Source organism: Tardiphaga sp. OK245, from assembly GCF_900108575.1.
Classification (GTDB): Bacteria; Pseudomonadota; Alphaproteobacteria; order Rhizobiales; family Xanthobacteraceae; genus Tardiphaga; species Tardiphaga robiniae.
In genome coordinates this window covers 167509-183620 of the sequence record NZ_FNWZ01000007.1, presented here as the reverse complement: position 1 = coordinate 183620, position 16112 = coordinate 167509, and the positions used below count along the sequence as shown (strand labels likewise).

14 protein-coding genes are annotated in these 16112 nt (G+C 56.6%); 10 read left to right on the top strand and 4 right to left on the bottom strand.

The window, feature by feature from the left end; genetic code table 11:
* The 5 genes from BLW80_RS28520 to BLW80_RS28500 form a co-directional block, all read left to right on the top strand.
* On the top strand, window positions 1-129 hold a 129-nt coding region (locus BLW80_RS28520), incomplete at its 5' end, for an ABC transporter ATP-binding protein C-terminal domain-containing protein (protein WP_502688645.1).
* Entirely contained in the window at window positions 122-868 is a 747-nt protein-coding gene (locus BLW80_RS28515; protein WP_093761816.1) for an ABC transporter ATP-binding protein, read from the top strand. The genes BLW80_RS28520 and BLW80_RS28515, both read left to right, overlap by 8 nt.
* 45 nt (window positions 869-913) lie before the next feature.
* A complete protein-coding gene (locus tag BLW80_RS28510; RefSeq protein ID WP_093761814.1) occupies window positions 914-1789 on the top strand; it encodes a branched-chain amino acid ABC transporter permease in 876 nt (291 codons plus the stop codon).
* A gap of 1 nt (window position 1790) precedes the next feature.
* Window positions 1791-2759: a branched-chain amino acid ABC transporter permease gene (locus tag BLW80_RS28505; protein ID WP_093761812.1), complete on the top strand. Its 969-nt coding sequence runs from the start codon at window positions 1791-1793 to the stop codon at window positions 2757-2759.
* A gap of 20 nt (window positions 2760-2779) precedes the next feature.
* Complete coding sequence (locus BLW80_RS28500; RefSeq protein WP_139285966.1) at window positions 2780-3358, top strand: hypothetical protein; 579 nt, start codon at window positions 2780-2782, stop codon at window positions 3356-3358.
* A gap of 571 nt (window positions 3359-3929) precedes the next feature.
* Here the strand turns inward: BLW80_RS28500 and BLW80_RS31050 are convergent.
* From BLW80_RS31050 to BLW80_RS28485, 3 genes are all read right to left on the bottom strand, one after another.
* Window positions 3930-4256, bottom strand: coding sequence for a DUF4917 family protein (locus tag BLW80_RS31050; protein ID WP_158550464.1), 327 nt, complete (start codon window positions 4254-4256; stop codon window positions 3930-3932).
* Between the two features lie 289 nt (window positions 4257-4545).
* Window positions 4546-7629, bottom strand: coding sequence for an efflux RND transporter permease subunit (locus BLW80_RS28490; protein WP_093761806.1), 3084 nt, complete (start codon window positions 7627-7629; stop codon window positions 4546-4548).
* A gap of 50 nt (window positions 7630-7679) precedes the next feature.
* Window positions 7680-8873 carry an efflux RND transporter periplasmic adaptor subunit gene (locus tag BLW80_RS28485; protein WP_502688644.1) on the bottom strand — a complete coding sequence of 398 codons (1194 nt, stop codon included), beginning with the start codon at window positions 8871-8873 and terminating at the stop codon, window positions 7680-7682.
* Window positions 8874-9529: 656 nt separating this feature from the next.
* On the opposite strand from BLW80_RS28485, the gene BLW80_RS28480 reads away from it, so the two are divergent.
* The 3 genes from BLW80_RS28480 to BLW80_RS28470 all read left to right on the top strand — a co-directional run bounded on the left by BLW80_RS28480 (window position 9530) and on the right by BLW80_RS28470 (window position 12457).
* Window positions 9530-10384: a DUF3313 domain-containing protein gene (locus BLW80_RS28480; protein ID WP_093761804.1), complete on the top strand. Its 855-nt coding sequence runs from the start codon at window positions 9530-9532 to the stop codon at window positions 10382-10384.
* Window positions 10385-10457: 73 nt separating this feature from the next.
* On the top strand, window positions 10458-11183 hold the full coding sequence (locus tag BLW80_RS28475; RefSeq protein WP_093761854.1) for a response regulator: 726 nt from the start codon (window positions 10458-10460) through the stop codon (window positions 11181-11183).
* Window positions 11180-12457 (top strand): ATP-binding protein, encoded by a 1278-nt coding sequence (locus BLW80_RS28470; protein WP_093761802.1) that lies wholly within the window; start codon window positions 11180-11182, stop codon window positions 12455-12457. Before BLW80_RS28475 ends, BLW80_RS28470 begins: the two co-directional genes overlap by 4 nt.
* Window positions 12458-12859: 402 nt before the next feature.
* On the opposite strand, the gene BLW80_RS28465 is transcribed toward BLW80_RS28470, so the two are convergent.
* Window positions 12860-13759: a LysR substrate-binding domain-containing protein gene (locus BLW80_RS28465; RefSeq protein ID WP_093761800.1), complete on the bottom strand. Its 900-nt coding sequence runs from the start codon at window positions 13757-13759 to the stop codon at window positions 12860-12862.
* A gap of 218 nt (window positions 13760-13977) precedes the next feature.
* Here BLW80_RS28465 and BLW80_RS28460 point away from each other — a divergent pair, with 218 nt between their 5' ends.
* Both BLW80_RS28460 and BLW80_RS28455 read left to right on the top strand, forming a co-directional pair.
* Entirely contained in the window at window positions 13978-15270 is a 1293-nt protein-coding gene (locus BLW80_RS28460; RefSeq protein WP_199488722.1) for an MFS transporter, read from the top strand.
* Window positions 15267-16106, top strand: a complete 840-nt coding sequence (locus tag BLW80_RS28455; protein WP_093761796.1) for a cyclase family protein — start codon at window positions 15267-15269, stop codon at window positions 16104-16106. The genes BLW80_RS28460 and BLW80_RS28455 overlap by 4 nt, the downstream gene beginning before the upstream one ends.
* Window positions 16107-16112 lie beyond the last annotated feature (6 nt).

The following is a 16112-nucleotide window of genomic DNA, read 5'->3' as shown; positions in this document are numbered from 1 at the left end:
GTCGTGTCCAATCTGTCGGACATCATTACCGTTCTGACTCGCGGAAAGGTTCTTGCGGAAGGCAGCTATGCCGATCTGACCAAGGACGAGCGCGTCAAGGAAGCTTATCTGGGAGCCGGGCATGGCTGAGATCACAATGGCCGCACCGGCAACGACTGCAGCAACTGGCAATCCAATTCTCAGCATCGAGAATCTCGAAGCCTGGTATGGCGAGTCGCACATTCTTCACGGCATCAATTTCAACGTGAAGCCGGGCGAAGTCGTCACGCTGCTCGGTCGCAACGGCGCCGGCAAGACCACGACGCTGAAGTCCATCATGGGCATCATCGGGAAGCGCACCGGCTCGATAAAGTTCGAAGGCAACGAGATCATCAAGACCTCGTCGGACAAGATCGCGAAGCAGGGCATCGCATTCTGTCCGGAAGAACGCGGCATCTTCTCCAGCCTCGACGTGAAAGAGAATCTGATGCTGCCGCCGACGATCCGGCCGGGCGGGTTGTCTCTGGATCAGATCTTCGAGCTGTTTCCAAATCTGAAAGAGCGTCTCAACAGCCAAGGGACAAAACTCTCCGGCGGTGAGCAGCAGATGCTGGCGATCGGGCGCATTTTGCGCACCGGCGCGCGCTTCCTGATGCTGGACGAGCCAACCGAGGGGCTGGCGCCCGTCATCATCCAGCAGATCGGCCACACCATTGCGCGGCTGAAGTCGGAGGGCTTCACCATCCTGCTGGTCGAGCAGAACTTCCGTTTCGCGGCCACGGTAGCGGATCGCTACTACATCGTTGAGCACGGCAAGATCATCGATGGCTTTGCCAATTCGGAACTGTCGGCGAATATGGACAAGCTCCACGTCTATCTTGGCGTCTAGTGCAAAACGCTCCGCATTCTCCCAAAAATCAGAGTTGAACGGGCCATGTCCATCAATCTTCAAGCCTTGTCTGCGCAATTGCTGGTCGGACTCATCAACGGCTCGTTCTATGCGCTGTTGAGTCTCGGCCTCGCCGTGATCTTCGGCATGCTGAACATCATCAATTTCGCCCATGGCGCCGTCTATATGATGGGCGCGTTTGCGGCATACTTCCTGCTCAATCTGGCTGGCATCGGCTACTGGCCGGCGCTGATCCTGGCGCCGCTGGCGGTCGGCCTGTTCGGCATGGTGATGGAACGCACCATGCTGAAATGGATCGCCAATCTCGACCATCTCTATGGCCTGCTGCTGACCTTCGGTCTGGCGCTGATCATCCAGGGCGTGTTCCAGAACTATTTCGGCTCGTCGGGTCTGCCTTACGCGATCCCGGATGCGCTGAAGGGCGGCATGAATCTCGGCTTCATGTTCCTGCCGATCTATCGTGGCTGGGTGGTGATCTTCTCGCTCATCGTCTGTATCGCGACCTGGTTCCTGATCGAGCGCACACGGCTCGGCGCCTATCTGCGCGCCGCCACCGAAAACCCCACGCTTGTCCGCGCCTTCGGCATCAACGTGCCGCTGATGATCACGCTGACCTACGGTCTCGGTGTCGGTCTCGCGGCACTCGCCGGCGTGCTGTCGGCGCCGATCAACCAGGTTCGCCCGCTGATGGGCGCGGACCTGATCATCGTCGTGTTCGCGGTCGTCGTGATCGGCGGCATGGGCTCGATCATGGGCTCCATCATCACCGGTTTCGCCCTCGGCATCATCGAGGGTCTGACCAAGTATTTTTACCCCGAGGCCTCCAACACCGTCGTCTTCGTGCTGATGGTGCTGGTGCTTCTTGTGAAACCTTCCGGACTGACGGGACGGGCTGCCTGATATGACAACGATCACTGAAAACGCCATTCCGTCACCCCGCCGCACAGTCAAAGACGAGATGGTCGCCTTTGCGATCATGACCGCACTGTTGCTGGTCGTGCCGCTCACTGGCGTCTATCCGTTCTTCGTGATGCAGGCGCTCTGCTTCGCGCTACTCGCCTGTGCCTTCAACCTTTTGATCGGCTATGGCGGTCTGCTGTCCTTCGGCCACGCGATGTTCCTGGGCACCGCCGGCTACTGCACGGCGCATGCGCTGAAAGTGTGGGGCCTGACGCCCGAACTCGGCATCGTCGTCGGTGTCGTCGCGGCCGCTGCGCTCAGCGTCGTCACCGGCCTGATCGCCATTCGTCGTCAGGGCATCTACTTCGCCATGATCACGCTGGCGCTGTCGCAGCTCCTGTACTTCGTTTATCTGCAGACGCCGTTCACCCATGGTGAAGACGGTATCCAGGGCATTCCGCAGGGCACACTGTTCGGCCTGTTCAATCTCTCGAAGCCGATCACGCTGTATTACGTGGTCCTGGCCGGCTTCACGCTGGGCTTCCTGATCATCTACCGCGCCATCAACTCGCCATTCGGCGAGGTGCTCAAGGCGATCCGTGAGAACGAGCCGCGTGCGGTGTCGCTGGGCTACAAGACCGATCAATACAAGCTGCTGGCCTATATCCTGTCCGGCACGCTGGCGGGCTTCGCCGGCGCGCTGAAGGTGTTCGTGGCGCAGAACGCTTCGCTCACCGACGTGCATTGGAGCATGTCCGGTGAAATCGTGCTGATCACGCTGGTCGGCGGCCTCGGCACGCTGTTCGGGCCGGTGGTGGGCGCCTTCGTCATCATCGCCATGCAGCAATATCTCGCCGGTTTCGGCCAGTGGGTGACGGTGATCCAGGGCGTGATCTTTGTGGTCTGCGTGCTGACCTTCCGCCGCGGCGTCATCGGGGAGATCGGCCACCTCTTCAAACGCTCCCTGTAAGGAGATCTTCGGTTTATGCCGTGTGTTTCAGCATCGCTGATCCACCAAGCGTCACCTCCGGCCGCGCGGTATCCGAGGCAGATTGCCGGCGCCGTCCTTTTGACCACGAACAGTTGCCGGATCGCGGCCTGGTTCTTAGCAGGCGGTTGACTTGGCGGAATCTATCCTTCGCATTCAGCAACTGGGATTTCGCTGCTTATGGGCGACACTATTTCTTCTGCGCCGTGCTCTTCTCGCTGCGCGATGATCCAGACACCTATATCGTGATCGCGGCGTGGTCCGGCTCTTGTGGGTTATACGGTGAGGCAGGAGATATCGAAGGCGCCTCGCATCTTGGCATCAAGCGCTCTGCACGCCGCTGCGCTGTGGCCGTGGTGCTCGCAGCGGGCCATTGGATCGCAGACTTCATCGCGCGGAGTTTCACGTGGCAAGGGCAGTGGTGGGAATTCTGGGCATGGCTTGCGCTGCTGGCCGTCCAGACCGTTCGAGTCGGCTCTCATGTCGGAAGCACCTTGTTCGGACAGAATATGCTGATCACCTGCCGCTCGCTTCGCATGGATCGCAATGACGCCTTCAGCACATTGCGCATCGGGGCTTAAAATAATTTTCTCCGCATCAGACCCGGTAAAGACGGCTGTGACATATTGCGATCAGCCTAAACGAGGTGCTTCGTAGAAACGACTGGATTGCGAACAAGGATCACAAAAAAGATAACCGGATCCAGAGATTCCAGTGTTCGTTGCGAAATCCGAACTCGCCCCACACCTGATTGAGAAAGTCTCAGTCAGGCTTGGATCATCGAAAGACGACGGGGCGGTCCGAAGCGAGAAAGCGTCTTTGCCTGCGGTCGATCCGTAGTAGAAATAAGTTTAGGGGAGATTACAAATCAGCGGACCAGTCCGAAACAAGTGCGGTTGGGAATGCGAACTGTCCATCAGCGTCACCTGAGCTGGTTGGCGATATACAGTTCCAGTCGTTGTCCTACCTTTCGCGGCATCAGTGATTGCGGTCGTTTACCGACTATCCATGAAGGGCTAATAGATCCACGCGCCGGGGCTTTCAGCGTCGAAGAAGGGTACCTGTTCGACACCCGCCTTTCGAAGCATGGTCGAAGCTCTATGGATCAGGTCTTGATCCTCTTGAATACGCTCACCGCGGCGATGTTTGCGTTCAATTCTGGCGTTTGATGAGAGGCTCATCCTGTGGCGAGAAACCCAACCCATAAAAGGCGACAGCATTGCCTATTAAACCGAGAGCCTCGATGTAGACCCTAGACAAATAGGTCGATCGCCTAATCGCGACCTGCTTCTGTTGTGCGTCGCCTTCACTCACAAATAGCGGAGTGAATCTCACCTTGCTGCCCTTGACGTGTCTTCGCGTGCCGACGTAATGCGGATGCTGGCAGAAGACCGTTCGGCTGATTGGGACAGCGTCGAAGCAGCTATTCAGCTCGCCGTGCGAGACCTCTCGGAGAGGGGGACTGGTTGGCGGATACAACTTGGCGGCGCAACATGCTTGGCATCGCAGCTCCTCTCGTTTTGCGTGACGGGCGCACCAGGATGTCGATCAATTGCGTTACGACGACCTCTGCGATGCAGGCCGAAATCATGGTCCGGAAATGGGGCTTGCGCTCGCCGCCACCGCACAGGCACTGTCTGCTCACCTACGGTCATGCAGATACTGCCTGAACGCGTCGAAGTATCGCTGCGTCAGTGCAGAGCGGGCCAACCGCTGCCATCTGCATTTTGATCCAATGTTAATGGCCACGGCGCCAACATCTACTCGGTTAACTTCCTTCCATCCAAATTTCGGGTTCGTCGCGCTTACCGACGAAACGGCCGAATACGTGAACAAGGGTTTGATTTAGGCTATCTACCAGCAAGAAGACCGTCGGCACGAATACGAGAGAGAGTAGGGTGGACACGATCAGGCCACCTATCACAGCGACTGCCATAGGCGCTCGAAATTCACCGCCTACGCCAAGCGCCATTGCGGAAGGCACCATGCCTGCAGCCATTGCGATCGTTGTCATGACGATGGGGCGTGCTCTCTTACGCCCGGCTTTTACGATGGCAGTCGTTCGATCGATGCCCCTACGCATCTCTTCGACCGCGAAATCCACTAGCATGATTGCATTCTTTGTGACCAATCCCATGAGCATCAGGAGTCCAATTACGACCGGCAATGAAATTGGCATATTCATCAGTAGGAGGCCGAGGATAGCCCCGCCAATCGACAGCGGAAGAGAAAAGAGAATAGTCAGAGGCTGCAGGAACGATCCGAACAGCAGCACCAAGACGGCATAGACCATCATGATTCCCGCGCCGATCGCGAGCATGAACCCCTCGAAGACCTCCGCCATAACCTCTGCATCCCCGCTCTGCTTTATACTCACGCCAGGCGGAAGATCGTGTGCGGTCGGTGTGGCCATCACCTGTTGAAGCAGCGAGCCCAACGCGTCCGAACCCTCCATATTTGCTTCTACGGCAATGCGAATCGTGCGGTCGTATCGTTCGATCGCTCCCGGGCCCTCATCGAGTTCTATGTCGGCTACGGTAGCCAATGGGAGTGCGGTCCCGTCCTTTGCCGGTATCTTAAGGTTTGCCAAACCGGAGATTGATCCTCGCGCGCTGATAGGTAGTTGAACGCGGATCGGAATTTGCCGACCTTCAGTAGTGAATTTTGCTAAGTTCATGCCCACGTCGCCGATCGTCCCTACGCGGACAGTTTCGGCGATTGCATCGGTCGAAACACCGAGGTCTGCTGCCAAACCCTCTCTTGGTCGGATGCGAATCTCTGTGCGGTTCAGGGGGGCTGTCGACATTACCGCGATGAGATGAGGGATCGCAGACATATCCCGCTGTAGACGTGAAGCGATGTCGGTCACCACCTCGGTGTCTGGACCGGCGACGACCACAGAAAGATCGCGCTGGCCACTGTCACGGAGCTTCCAAGACCGGATGTCCGGCTCTCTCGCGATGAGAGCTGATATTTCTTTCTCGATTTCATTCTGTTTGAGAGAGCGCTCGTTCTTGGGCGTCAGATTGATCGTGAGTGTCGCGAGCCGCGTCTCTTTTTTGCCACCCGCTTGCCTCCCGCCTTCGACAAATACGGATGTAACTTCCGGGAGTGATCTTACGCGAGCGACGATACGATCCGTGACAGCGACGGTGTCGGCAAGTCTCGCGCCGGGTGCGAGTTCGACCATGAAGAGCGTTCGTGCGTCGTCTTGTCTAGGCACAAAGCCGGACGGCAACAACTTGGTCGCCGCGAGTGAGGCGGCAAACAGTCCAAGCCCGACGAAGAGTGTGATGAGACGATGCCGCACGGACCAACTGACGAGCATTCCGTAAACATGCATCAGCCAACCGTCCCGCTCTTGACGGTGCGGCTGATCGCATAAAAAGAAAGCGGCGAGCATTGGTGTGATAAGCCGTGCAACGAGAAGCGACATGAACACCGATATAGCGATCGTCAGACCGAACTGAACAAAGTATCGTCCGGCTATGCCACTCATGAAGGAAACAGGTGCAAATACCGCGATGAGTGTAGCGGTGATGGCAATTACGGCGAGGCCGATCTCATCGGCCCCTTCCAATGCCGCTCGATAGGGTGACTTTCCCAGTCGTATATGTCGGACGATGTTCTCGATCTCTACGATGGCATCATCAACCAGTATTCCCGTAACCAGTGTAATCGCAAGGAGGCTCACGCTGTTGAGCGTAAAGCCCAGCAAGTCCATGGCCCAGAACGTCGGGAATACGGAGAGTGGCAGCGCGATGGCGGCGATAGCTGTAGCTCGCCAGTCGCGCAGGAACAGAAAGACCACTAGGACGGCAAGGATCGCACCTTCGATCAGGGTGTGCATGGCAGATTCATAGCTACCGGTGGTCGCAGAAACCGACGAATCGATCCTTTGAAACGTCATCTCAGGATGTTCAGATTGAAATTCGGCCACACGCATTTCGACGTCTGCGGCGACCTCTGCATCGCTAGCACCGCTACCGCGAGATACGGCGAACGCAACGACCGGTTCCCCGTTGAATCGAGCGAAGGTGCGCGGTTCCTCTATGGCGTCCTCTACCTCGGCAAGGTCTTCGAGACGGACTTTGCGGCCGCCTGGCAGTACGATGGACGTAGCCGTCAGATCGCCGATGGTGCGCGCGGAAGCGAGCGTCCGGATCGATTGCTCGCGTCCGCCGACTTCCCCCCGTCCGCCCGCCATATCCGCTGATGTGAGGCGCAGTTGTCTGTTAACGTCGGCGGCAGTAATCGCGAGCGCCAGCAGCCTGTCGGGCTTGAGGGCAACGCGGATTTCGCGGGAGGCGCCGCCAACGCGTTCCACGCTACCTACGCCATTCACTCCCTGCAAATTGCGGGCAATGTTGTCCTCGACGAACCATGACAGCTCGGCTGGGGTCATCGCGGGCGCCTTCACCGCGTACACCAAAATTGGTAGTCCTCTGATCTCGACGCGACTGATCACAGGTTCATCAATGGTGCGTGGGAGATTGATGCGGACTCTAGATATCGCATCCTTTACATCGTTGACCGCACGGTCCGCATTTACCTCCAAACGAAATTCGACGGTGGTGACCGAAGATCCTTCGGTGATTATGGAGGTGAGATGTTTAACGCCGCGGACGCCGGCAATTGAATCTTCCACCCACTTAGTTACCTGGGTTTGAAGTTCGGATGGCGCGGTACCAGGCTGGGTGATTGCCACTGATACGATCGGTACATCGACGTTCGGCATACGGGTGACGGCCAGCCCCCGAAAGCTAACGAGGCCCAGTACCATCAATACGACGAAGAGGACGAGCGGTGCGATTGGGTTACGTATCGCCCAGGCAGAAATGTTCAGGCGCATCGGCGCAGCCCCGTGCTAATATGAAAGGAGACAAAAAAGGAGAAGCGCCTTTAGGGTGCGATAGTCTCATCTGCCGATCTCGCCCCGTTCGCTGCCGTGGCGGTTCGTTTGGCGAGAATGGCACGCACGCGATCCCCATCACGAAGGAAGCTACCGGCGCGCATGACGACCGCTTCACCCTCCGCAAGCCCAGCACGGATTTCGAGGTCGTGGTCGTCGGCCAAGCCGCTGCGTACTTCGCGTCTCTGCACGATTCCGTTGGATACAACGAGGACGCTAGCATTTCGGTTGCCGCGACGGACGACAGATGACTGAGGAATGGTTACTCCGCGAGCACGTGCAATTTCAACGTCGCCCTTTGCGAAACTGCCAATTCGAAGGCGTGCATCTGCGTCCAGTCTGATCCGAACTTTTCCTAACCTGGAGGCCTTCTCGACTTCTGGATACACCACGCGCACGCTACCTTGTATGCGGTCTCCGTCTCCGAGCTCTATCCAGGCGGGATTGCCAACGTTAAGCAAAGGCAATTTTGTTTCGATCACTTCTCCTTCGAGCTCGATTTCTCCGCGCGCGATTAGCCGGAACAGAGGCTCGGCGGATGGAGATGCAGACAATCCAACGCGGGCTGTACGGCGGCTGATGATGCCCGCCTCAGGAGCTCGGATCTCGGTCCGAGCGAGTCGTAAAATTAGCTCATCGCGAACGGCCTTGGCTTGCTCCAGATCGGCCTTAGCGCTGACCAAACCATTTCGAGCAAACGCCAATTTTCCTGCAGCTTGTCGCTGGGCCGATGTGCGTGCTTCAATTGTCACCGCAGTTGTATTGCCGGTCTGCATGAGTTGCTTTGCACGCTCAAATCCGAGACGCGCCTCGATCTCTGCAGCTTCGGCCTGCTCGATACTATTTTCAGCCTGTGGCACCGCGGCCGCGGCCTTGTCAACGAGTGCTTCTTGCTGAGCAAGTTGCCGATCGACAAGGTCACGAGCTAGACGGGCGAGAACCTGTCCGCGCTCGACGTGCATGCCCTCTTCGGCGAGAACTTCGACGACGCGATAGCCATCGATCTCTGGTGTTACCAGAATTTCGTCTCTGGGAACCAGAGTGCCGGTGATCACCAAGTTCTCCACGATTTCGCGTTTGACAGCTTCAACGACACTAACCACTGGAACAAGAGGTGACTTAACTGGCGTACGCGCTTCTTCGGCCATGACCGGCGATCGGAGCAGGCCGTAGCCTAGAATCATAACGAGGACGCTAGTTGATCTGAGAACGGCGTTCATTAACTTGGCTTTCTGTCGAGCAGGCAATGGTTTATTCATCAGATTTGTGGTCGTTCGCTGCGCTTTGAACAGAAGAGGGTGAACACGCATCGGCGTGAGCGTAATAGCAATGTCAGTATGCTTGCTAAGTATGCAGGATGCTTGTTTGAAAACCGGCCCTCGACCTGCGCAGATCCGATATCGACAAATAGATTTGACTTCATGGTCGGCGATACGCGCGCTCCGGCAGGGTTCGCTGGAGGCCTGACGAGTCTCGCTCGCTGCTAGAATTTTCACTGCTTCTCTCCGAGCATGCCATCAACAGGCTAGCGGAAGAGGGCGGCGCATAGATTGCAGAAAATGACAGATAGGGTCGTGAATGTTGCTGAGTATTGCAGCCGCGCGTTACGGGAAGTCGCGCAGTAATCTATAAGAGCCATATAGAAGGTTTGAGAGCCTGGGGACGCATCAAATTCAGTTGGTACGCTCGCTCTGTGACAAAATGGCTAGCAGGTCACCGCCCACTCATATTAATAAACGCTGAGGTCATTGCAACATTCGGTAATATTTCCAACCAATTCTGAAATTTGTTCGACAATCTGTTCCGCTAATTGTTCCCCATCTGATTTTGGGGGCATGTTATGAACATCCGAATGATCCGCTTGGCAGCAAAGGTGTGCGGGCCACTTGGACTATGGATTACGCTATCGGGTTGTGCGACGGCGCCGCTCGAGACGTCCGGCTCGCTGGTCGCGTACAACAATCTCAAGCCGGAAGATGGTGTGACGACGAAATCGAAGCTTTACGTTGACAAAGCAGGTGTTTTGACCGCGAGGAGCATTCGTATCGTGCCGACGACCTTCTCTAGCTTAGCCTTAAAAGCTGAATTGTCAGATAAGCAGCGGCGAGTGATCGCAAACGCAGTTGATCGATCGTTGTGCTTTGGATTGAGTGATCGATTTCAAGTGGTGCCGATGGGGGAGGCCGCCGACCTAAGTGTCCATGTGACGATTACTCACCTAACGGTAACCGACGCCGGTTTGGCCGGCGCTTCGAAAGTTGCATCCATCGCACCAAATTTCATCAGCGGGGGCATGCCAATTCCTGTGCCGCGAATACCTTTTGGCATGGGCAGCTTATCCGTCGAAGGCGAGGCAAAGGACACCAACGGACGACAGAAGGCGGCGTTCGTTTGGGCTCGAGGTGCGGACTTCATAACCAGTACCCCTCGAGTTGCCGCGTCGGGCGATGCTTACGATCTTGCGAGTGAGTTTGGCACAGACTTCAGTAAGCTACTGGTCACCGCTGAGAGTCCGTTCAAGAAGACCCTATCACTCCCTAGTGCGCAGCGAATGCAATCGTCGCTCGGTGGAAAACCGAAGTATGCGGCGTGTGACGCTTTTGGGCGAAGTGGACTGCCCGCGCTTGTCGGCGGTAAAATGGGAGCACCGCCAGAATGGAACGATGACGCGAAGCCGGTTGCCTCGACGCAGTAAGCATAACTTTGACGACGTACGCTGTCACTTCTCCCGTTTTGTATCTCCGAGACAATTTGGCTATGTTTATATGATGGAGGATACATCTCATATTCTCATTGTCGATGATGATTTGGAGACGCGAAAGCTCTTGGGGCGCTATCTAACGGAGCAGGGATTCCGGGTATCGATTGCATCAGATCAGCGGACGATGAGGGAGGTGCTTCTAAGTCACGACTTCGACTTAATCGTGCTCGACGTCCTTCTTCCGGATGGGTCTGGTTTGGATATTTGTCGAAATTTGCGGCGAGATGAAGCGAGGACGCCCATCATTCTGCTCACTGCCCTGAAGGAAGACGTTGATCGAATAATTGGTCTTGAGATCGGTGCGGATGACTATTTAGGCAAACCGTTCAATCCCAGAGAGCTCCTCGCGAGAATTCGCGCGATTCTCCGCAGGAAGATGAGTCAGGACGTCGAAATATCCCGCGTTCTTGAGTATCGATTTTTCGGATTCAAGCTTCAACCAGCGAGGCGATTGGTTCTGGACGGGATAGGAAGGCCATTGGAGCTCACATCCTCAGAGTTTGAGTTGCTTCTCATTTTGGTGCGCCGGCCAGGTCGATTGCTATCGCGAGACCAGTTAATCGAACTTACGAAACGTCGCGCGAACGATAGCCTCGATCGCTCTATTGATGTTCTGATGAGTAGACTTCGCAAGAAGCTCGGCGACAATGAAAAAAATAAAATTATCAGTACAGTGAGAAATGGTGGCTATCTTTTCTGCGCGCGAGTAGAGACCGTCGGAGTTGGGCCATGAACTACATTAGAGTTCGTGTCGCAGTTATGTTGGCGGCCTCGATGCTGTGCGTCGTGTTCATTTCAACGTTGGTGATGTCTTACTTGGTTGCAGATCTTGTGGACAAAAACTTTCGATCCGAGTTCACGTATCGTATTAGTAGGCTTGCGTCTTCGTTAACATTCGACGGGGCTTCTGCCGTTTTTCATTTGAGTAAGGAGCCAATTAAAGGCGCTCCGATTGAAAGGGAGACTATCGAGCTTCAAGATTCATTCAATAAGGCTGGTGTTCCGTACGAAGTCGCTGTCGTTGATTCGCCATCCGGAACGAGAGTTGCTTCGGTCGATTTCGGGGCGGGTCATATCACTTGGCCATTTCCCGATAATACACTACCTGCACACGTCTGGTACGGAGTGGCTGGATACATTGGTCTAATCACAGCGGGTGTGTTGGTCGTAGCGTTTTTCGCGGCTTATCAAGCGACGAAGCAGCTCAGATTTTTAGAAGCAATGGCGCAGGCCGTGTTGGCGGATGGAACCCTTTCGCGGGTTCCGGAAGAGGGGGCTGCCGAAATCAAGGCCACGGCCCGTGCCCTGAATAGAATGGGCGATAGCTTCAAAAGGCTAATTGATAGCAAGATGAGGCTTGTCGCCGCGGCGAGTCATGATTTTCGAACGCCCATGACCCGAATGCGAATCCGCGCGGAGTTCTTGGGCGAAGATGAACGCGCCGACTGGTTACACGATTTAGATGAATTGGATCGGATCGCGGATAGCGCCATTCAACTTGTCCGCGAAGAGACGGTCAGCAAAGGCAATGAGTTGGTTCGGGTTGACGAGCTTGTGAGGAAGGTATGCGGCGACGTTATCTCGATCAAGCTGCCGGTGGAGGTGAAGACCGTTTCCAATGCAATCGTCCAGGCCTCTCCGCTTGCTCTTACAAGAGCACTGAGGAACTTGGTTATTAACGCCGCGACGCACGGAGGCGGCGCGATGGTCGAAGCCCGTCTGGAAGAAGGTGTCGTTCAAATAATAATAGACGATAATGGGCCGGGCATACCCGAAGAGAGTTTGTCCGGCGCTTTCGAGCCATTCTTTCGCGTCGATCCAGCGCGCCGTCAACTTATCCCCGGCGCTGGTCTTGGCCTCGCCATTGCGAAGGAAATCATCGAACGGCAAGGCGGCACGCTGGCAATTAGCAATAGGCTGCCCACCGGACTTCGGCAGATAGTAACATTGAAGTTGCCGTCAAAGGAGGCGGCGCTTGAGCTGGCCGTTCAGTCGCAGTCTGCCTGAAGAGACGATACGCTGCAGTATATTGACGCTCCAAGGACGGTACGAACGCCGTTCAGTTCATGAATTTGATATGCGATAATGAGATAATAATCCTTAAACGTTTCGAGCGTGTGAGACCGCCCAGTGCGGGACCGCTGCTGTCGCAGGGGACGATCCAAAATATCAAAGACCGGGCAGATCCCAATGGATCAATGGAGCGTATAATCTCCAAAGAGCGCTGGTAGCCAAAGCCTTATGGGTATGGCTGCTCGCAAATGCCGGCAGCCATAGGCTCCTACCGGTATGCCCGATTTGACGACCGAAGTGATCTGCTTCTTCGACGACCTTTGGTTGGCCACCGACAGAAAGAGCTTGCTGGCTCAGTAACCCGCAGCGCTGTCGCTCCAAAGCGGGGCGTGTTTTTCAGGCGGTGCCGAACTTAATTGCTTGGATGATCCAGTTCGCAGACGCAGCAAAATGCTCTTTTGTTCCCTTAGAGCGCCATGCGAGATAGTAGCTGAATACGCCTGGAACGGAGAGATCAAATAGGCGAACGAGTTCGCCGCGCCGAAGATAATCTTCGACCAGCAGCGAGCGGGCCATAGCTACTCCCTGGCCATTGAGCGCGCCCCGTATGGTGAGAGCGATGTCGTCCAACAAAATGGATTGACGCGGATAGACGATCGGCAAATCTGCCTTCTCAAGCCACAGGTTCCAGGTCACGCGTGAATGCAACAGCAGCGGCACCTCATTCATGCGCTGCAGCGAAAAATTCGGATGCTGTGCGAGAAACGCAGGACTGCAAACGGGAAAGACTTCCTCGTCTTTGATCTTTTCCGAGATCATGCCTGGCACATCACCGGTGCCGTAAACCAGCGCCATATCCACCTCGTCCGAACAATTCTCGGAAAGATCGGAGAGGCTGGAAAGGCGCAGGCCGATATCGCCGAGGGCAGCCCGGAAGTTTGCGAGACGTGGCAACAGCCAGTGCTCGATCAACCCGGTTTGTGCAGCCAAATTGAGCGTTTGTGGGCGTGCGGCCGTCTCGACGTGGGCAACTGAGTAGGCTTGACTGAGATAGTCCAATGCCCGCCGCGTCTCTATGGCGAGCGCGCGCCCGACGTCAGTGAGAGCCATCCGGTTGCCCTGTCGCACGAACAGTGGCTGCCCGATCATTTCCTCCAAACCGCGTATCTGGTGGCTGATCGCGCTATGCGTGATGCACATCTCATCGGCCGCGAGGGTGAAGCTGCCGACGCGTGCGGCAGTCTCAAAGCAGCGTAACGCCTGAATGGACGGAAGTGATCGGTACGAGGCGGTCATGTCCCAACCGAGCCTTGTACGACAATGCCGTTTTGCTGATCGGGGCGTTTGTACGCTGGCATGTCAACGTTGCTCACAGAGCACTTGAGAATTGGTCAATTGCGGTCACGGCGGCACCTTCCTATGAAATCGGTAACGTTGGACGTATGCACCGCTGCCTTGCCGCGGACATATGACGCTTCGGCGTTGCAAAAAAAAAGCCCGCACTCAGCGGTGCAATGAAGAACAAACATAAAATGGGGAGGATTGCCATGAGTGTAGAAACAATTGGGGCTCCAGCTGCGTCTTCGGGCGGCCGGTGGTATGTCGGCGCGACAAAGGCCCAGTGGCAAACGTTTTGGTCCTCTTATCTCGGCTGGGCGCTGGATATCATGGACCTGCTTCTCTTTGCGATGCTGCTTAGCCATATCAGCGCCGAACTGGGCATGGACCGCTCGACTGCGGGAATGATCGCCTCGGCCAGTCTGGTCGCAACGGCAGTTGGCGGACTGGTCTTTGGTTTTCTGGCTGATCGGATCGGTCGCACCCGTTCCATGGTGCTGTCTATCCTGTGTTACTCGATCGGCACGTTGCTCTGCGGCCTGTCACAGAGTGTCACCCAGCTTCTCCTGTTCCGTATCGTCGTCGGCCTTGGTGTCGGCGGTGAGTGGTCGGCGGGGGCGGCGCTGATCACGGAGACATGGCCGGCTCATCACCGTGGTAAGGTTATGGCTTGGGTCCAGAGCGCCTTTGCGTCCGGTTACGCTTTGGCAGCCCTGGTGTCTGCCATATTCCTTCCGTTGGTCGGATGGCGCGGCGTGTTCTTCTTCGGTATTGCGCCCGCAATGCTTGCGTTCTGGATCCGCCGTCACACGCCGGAGCCGGAAATTTGGAAACAGCAGTCTGAGCGATTGTCGATCGGCGCCACCTTTCGGATGCTGTTCGGCGAGCACGGTCGCAGCACGCTCGTCGGCTTCGCGTTCACGTCCGCGGCCATGTGCGGATACTGGGGACTGTTCACCTGGATTCCGACCTGGCTCGCGACGCCTGTTGCCAACGGCGGCCCCGGACTGGATCTGGTCAAATCGACGACGTGGATCATTGTCATGCAGGTTGGTGCTGCACTTGGCTTTGTCTCTTTCGGATATGTCGCGGATTGGCTTGGCCGCAAGGCGGCCTTCATCCTTTACTTTATGCTCTCTGCGCTTGCAGTGCCGTTCTACACACAGATGACGACACCGACCGCGTTGCTGATTTTCGGTCCGATCGTCGCCTTTGTCGGGACCGGCTTTTACAGCGGTTTCGCGCCGACCTTCGCCGAACTGTTTCCGACCAATGTCCGGGCGACAGCACAAGGCTTTATCTACAATTCCGGCCGCGCTGTCAGCGCTCTGGCGCCAGCCGCGGTTGGCTTCCTCGCGACAAGTTTTGGCTTGGGCGGAGCGCTTGCCTGCACGGCGGGGTTTTACGTGCTGGCCGGACTTATAGTTCTGTTTTTCCTGCGTGAGACAAAAGGAGCTGCGCTTCAATGAATATAGCGACCCCACTTCATGCAACGGAGTTCCGCGTCGATTCCTGGTTGCGCTCCACCGCTCAGGCCCGACAGCTCGACCTCAGTCACCCAATGCAAAAGGGCATGCCGATTCATCCGGCGCACCCGCCGTTTCACATCACGCTGAACAACCGTCATGGGGACGTGCTGCGTGGCTGCGGGCACTCCTCCTCCAACGAGTTGATGGTCACGAGCACGCATTCATCGACGCATATCGACGCGCTCTGCCACGTTTCCGAACATGGTGCCCTCTACGGCAAGCACATTGCCGCAGACGAGCAGGCCGGCACTGATCTGTTCAAGATTCATGGCGCCGAGACAATCGATCCGATCTTCCGACGTGGCGTTTTACTGGATGTTGCGCGCACGCGCGGCGTGGATGCTCTTGAACCAGCCTATGAAATCACGGTGGCAGATCTGGAAGCGGCTCAGGCTGCTTCGGGCGCGTCAGTGATGGCAGGCGACGTCGTGCTCGTCCGGACGGGCTGGGCCGCTTACTGGTCGGATTCTCCTCGTTACCTCGGGTTGAATTCAGCCGGCGCTCCGGGGCCGGGCGTCGCCGCGGGGCGTTGGCTGGCCGAGCGTTGCCCGTTCTCCGTCGGCTCGGATACCTCGGCGTTCGAAGTGATGAATCACCACAATATCACGCTTGAAGTGCATATGATCCTCATTGCCCAGAACGGCATTCACATCATCGAAAACCTCGAACTGGAAGAGCTGGGCCGTCAGGCTCGGGGAGCTTTCGCATTCGTCGCATTGCCGGTCCGAATCAGCGGAGCCACCGGCTCTCCGGTCCGGCCGGTAGCGCTGCTATAACTTCAA

Coding starts and splice junctions, on each gene's coding strand:
- BLW80_RS28465 (WP_093761800.1), bottom strand. CDS start 13,759: ATGACCGCCTCGTACCGATCACTTCCGTCCATTCAGGCGTTACGCTGC.
- BLW80_RS28515 (WP_093761816.1), top strand. CDS start 122: ATGGCTGAGATCACAATGGCCGCACCGGCAACGACTGCAGCAACTGGC.
- BLW80_RS28470 (WP_093761802.1), top strand. CDS start 11,180: ATGAACTACATTAGAGTTCGTGTCGCAGTTATGTTGGCGGCCTCGATG.
- BLW80_RS28480 (WP_093761804.1), top strand. CDS start 9,530: ATGAACATCCGAATGATCCGCTTGGCAGCAAAGGTGTGCGGGCCACTT.
- BLW80_RS28460 (WP_199488722.1), top strand. CDS start 13,978: ATGAAGAACAAACATAAAATGGGGAGGATTGCCATGAGTGTAGAAACA.
- BLW80_RS28490 (WP_093761806.1), bottom strand. CDS start 7,629: ATGCGCCTGAACATTTCTGCCTGGGCGATACGTAACCCAATCGCACCG.
- BLW80_RS28510 (WP_093761814.1), top strand. CDS start 914: ATGTCCATCAATCTTCAAGCCTTGTCTGCGCAATTGCTGGTCGGACTC.
- BLW80_RS28475 (WP_093761854.1), top strand. CDS start 10,458: ATGGAGGATACATCTCATATTCTCATTGTCGATGATGATTTGGAGACG.
- BLW80_RS28505 (WP_093761812.1), top strand. CDS start 1,791: ATGACAACGATCACTGAAAACGCCATTCCGTCACCCCGCCGCACAGTC.
- BLW80_RS28485 (WP_502688644.1), bottom strand. CDS start 8,873: ATGATTCTAGGCTACGGCCTGCTCCGATCGCCGGTCATGGCCGAAGAA.
- BLW80_RS28455 (WP_093761796.1), top strand. CDS start 15,267: ATGAATATAGCGACCCCACTTCATGCAACGGAGTTCCGCGTCGATTCC.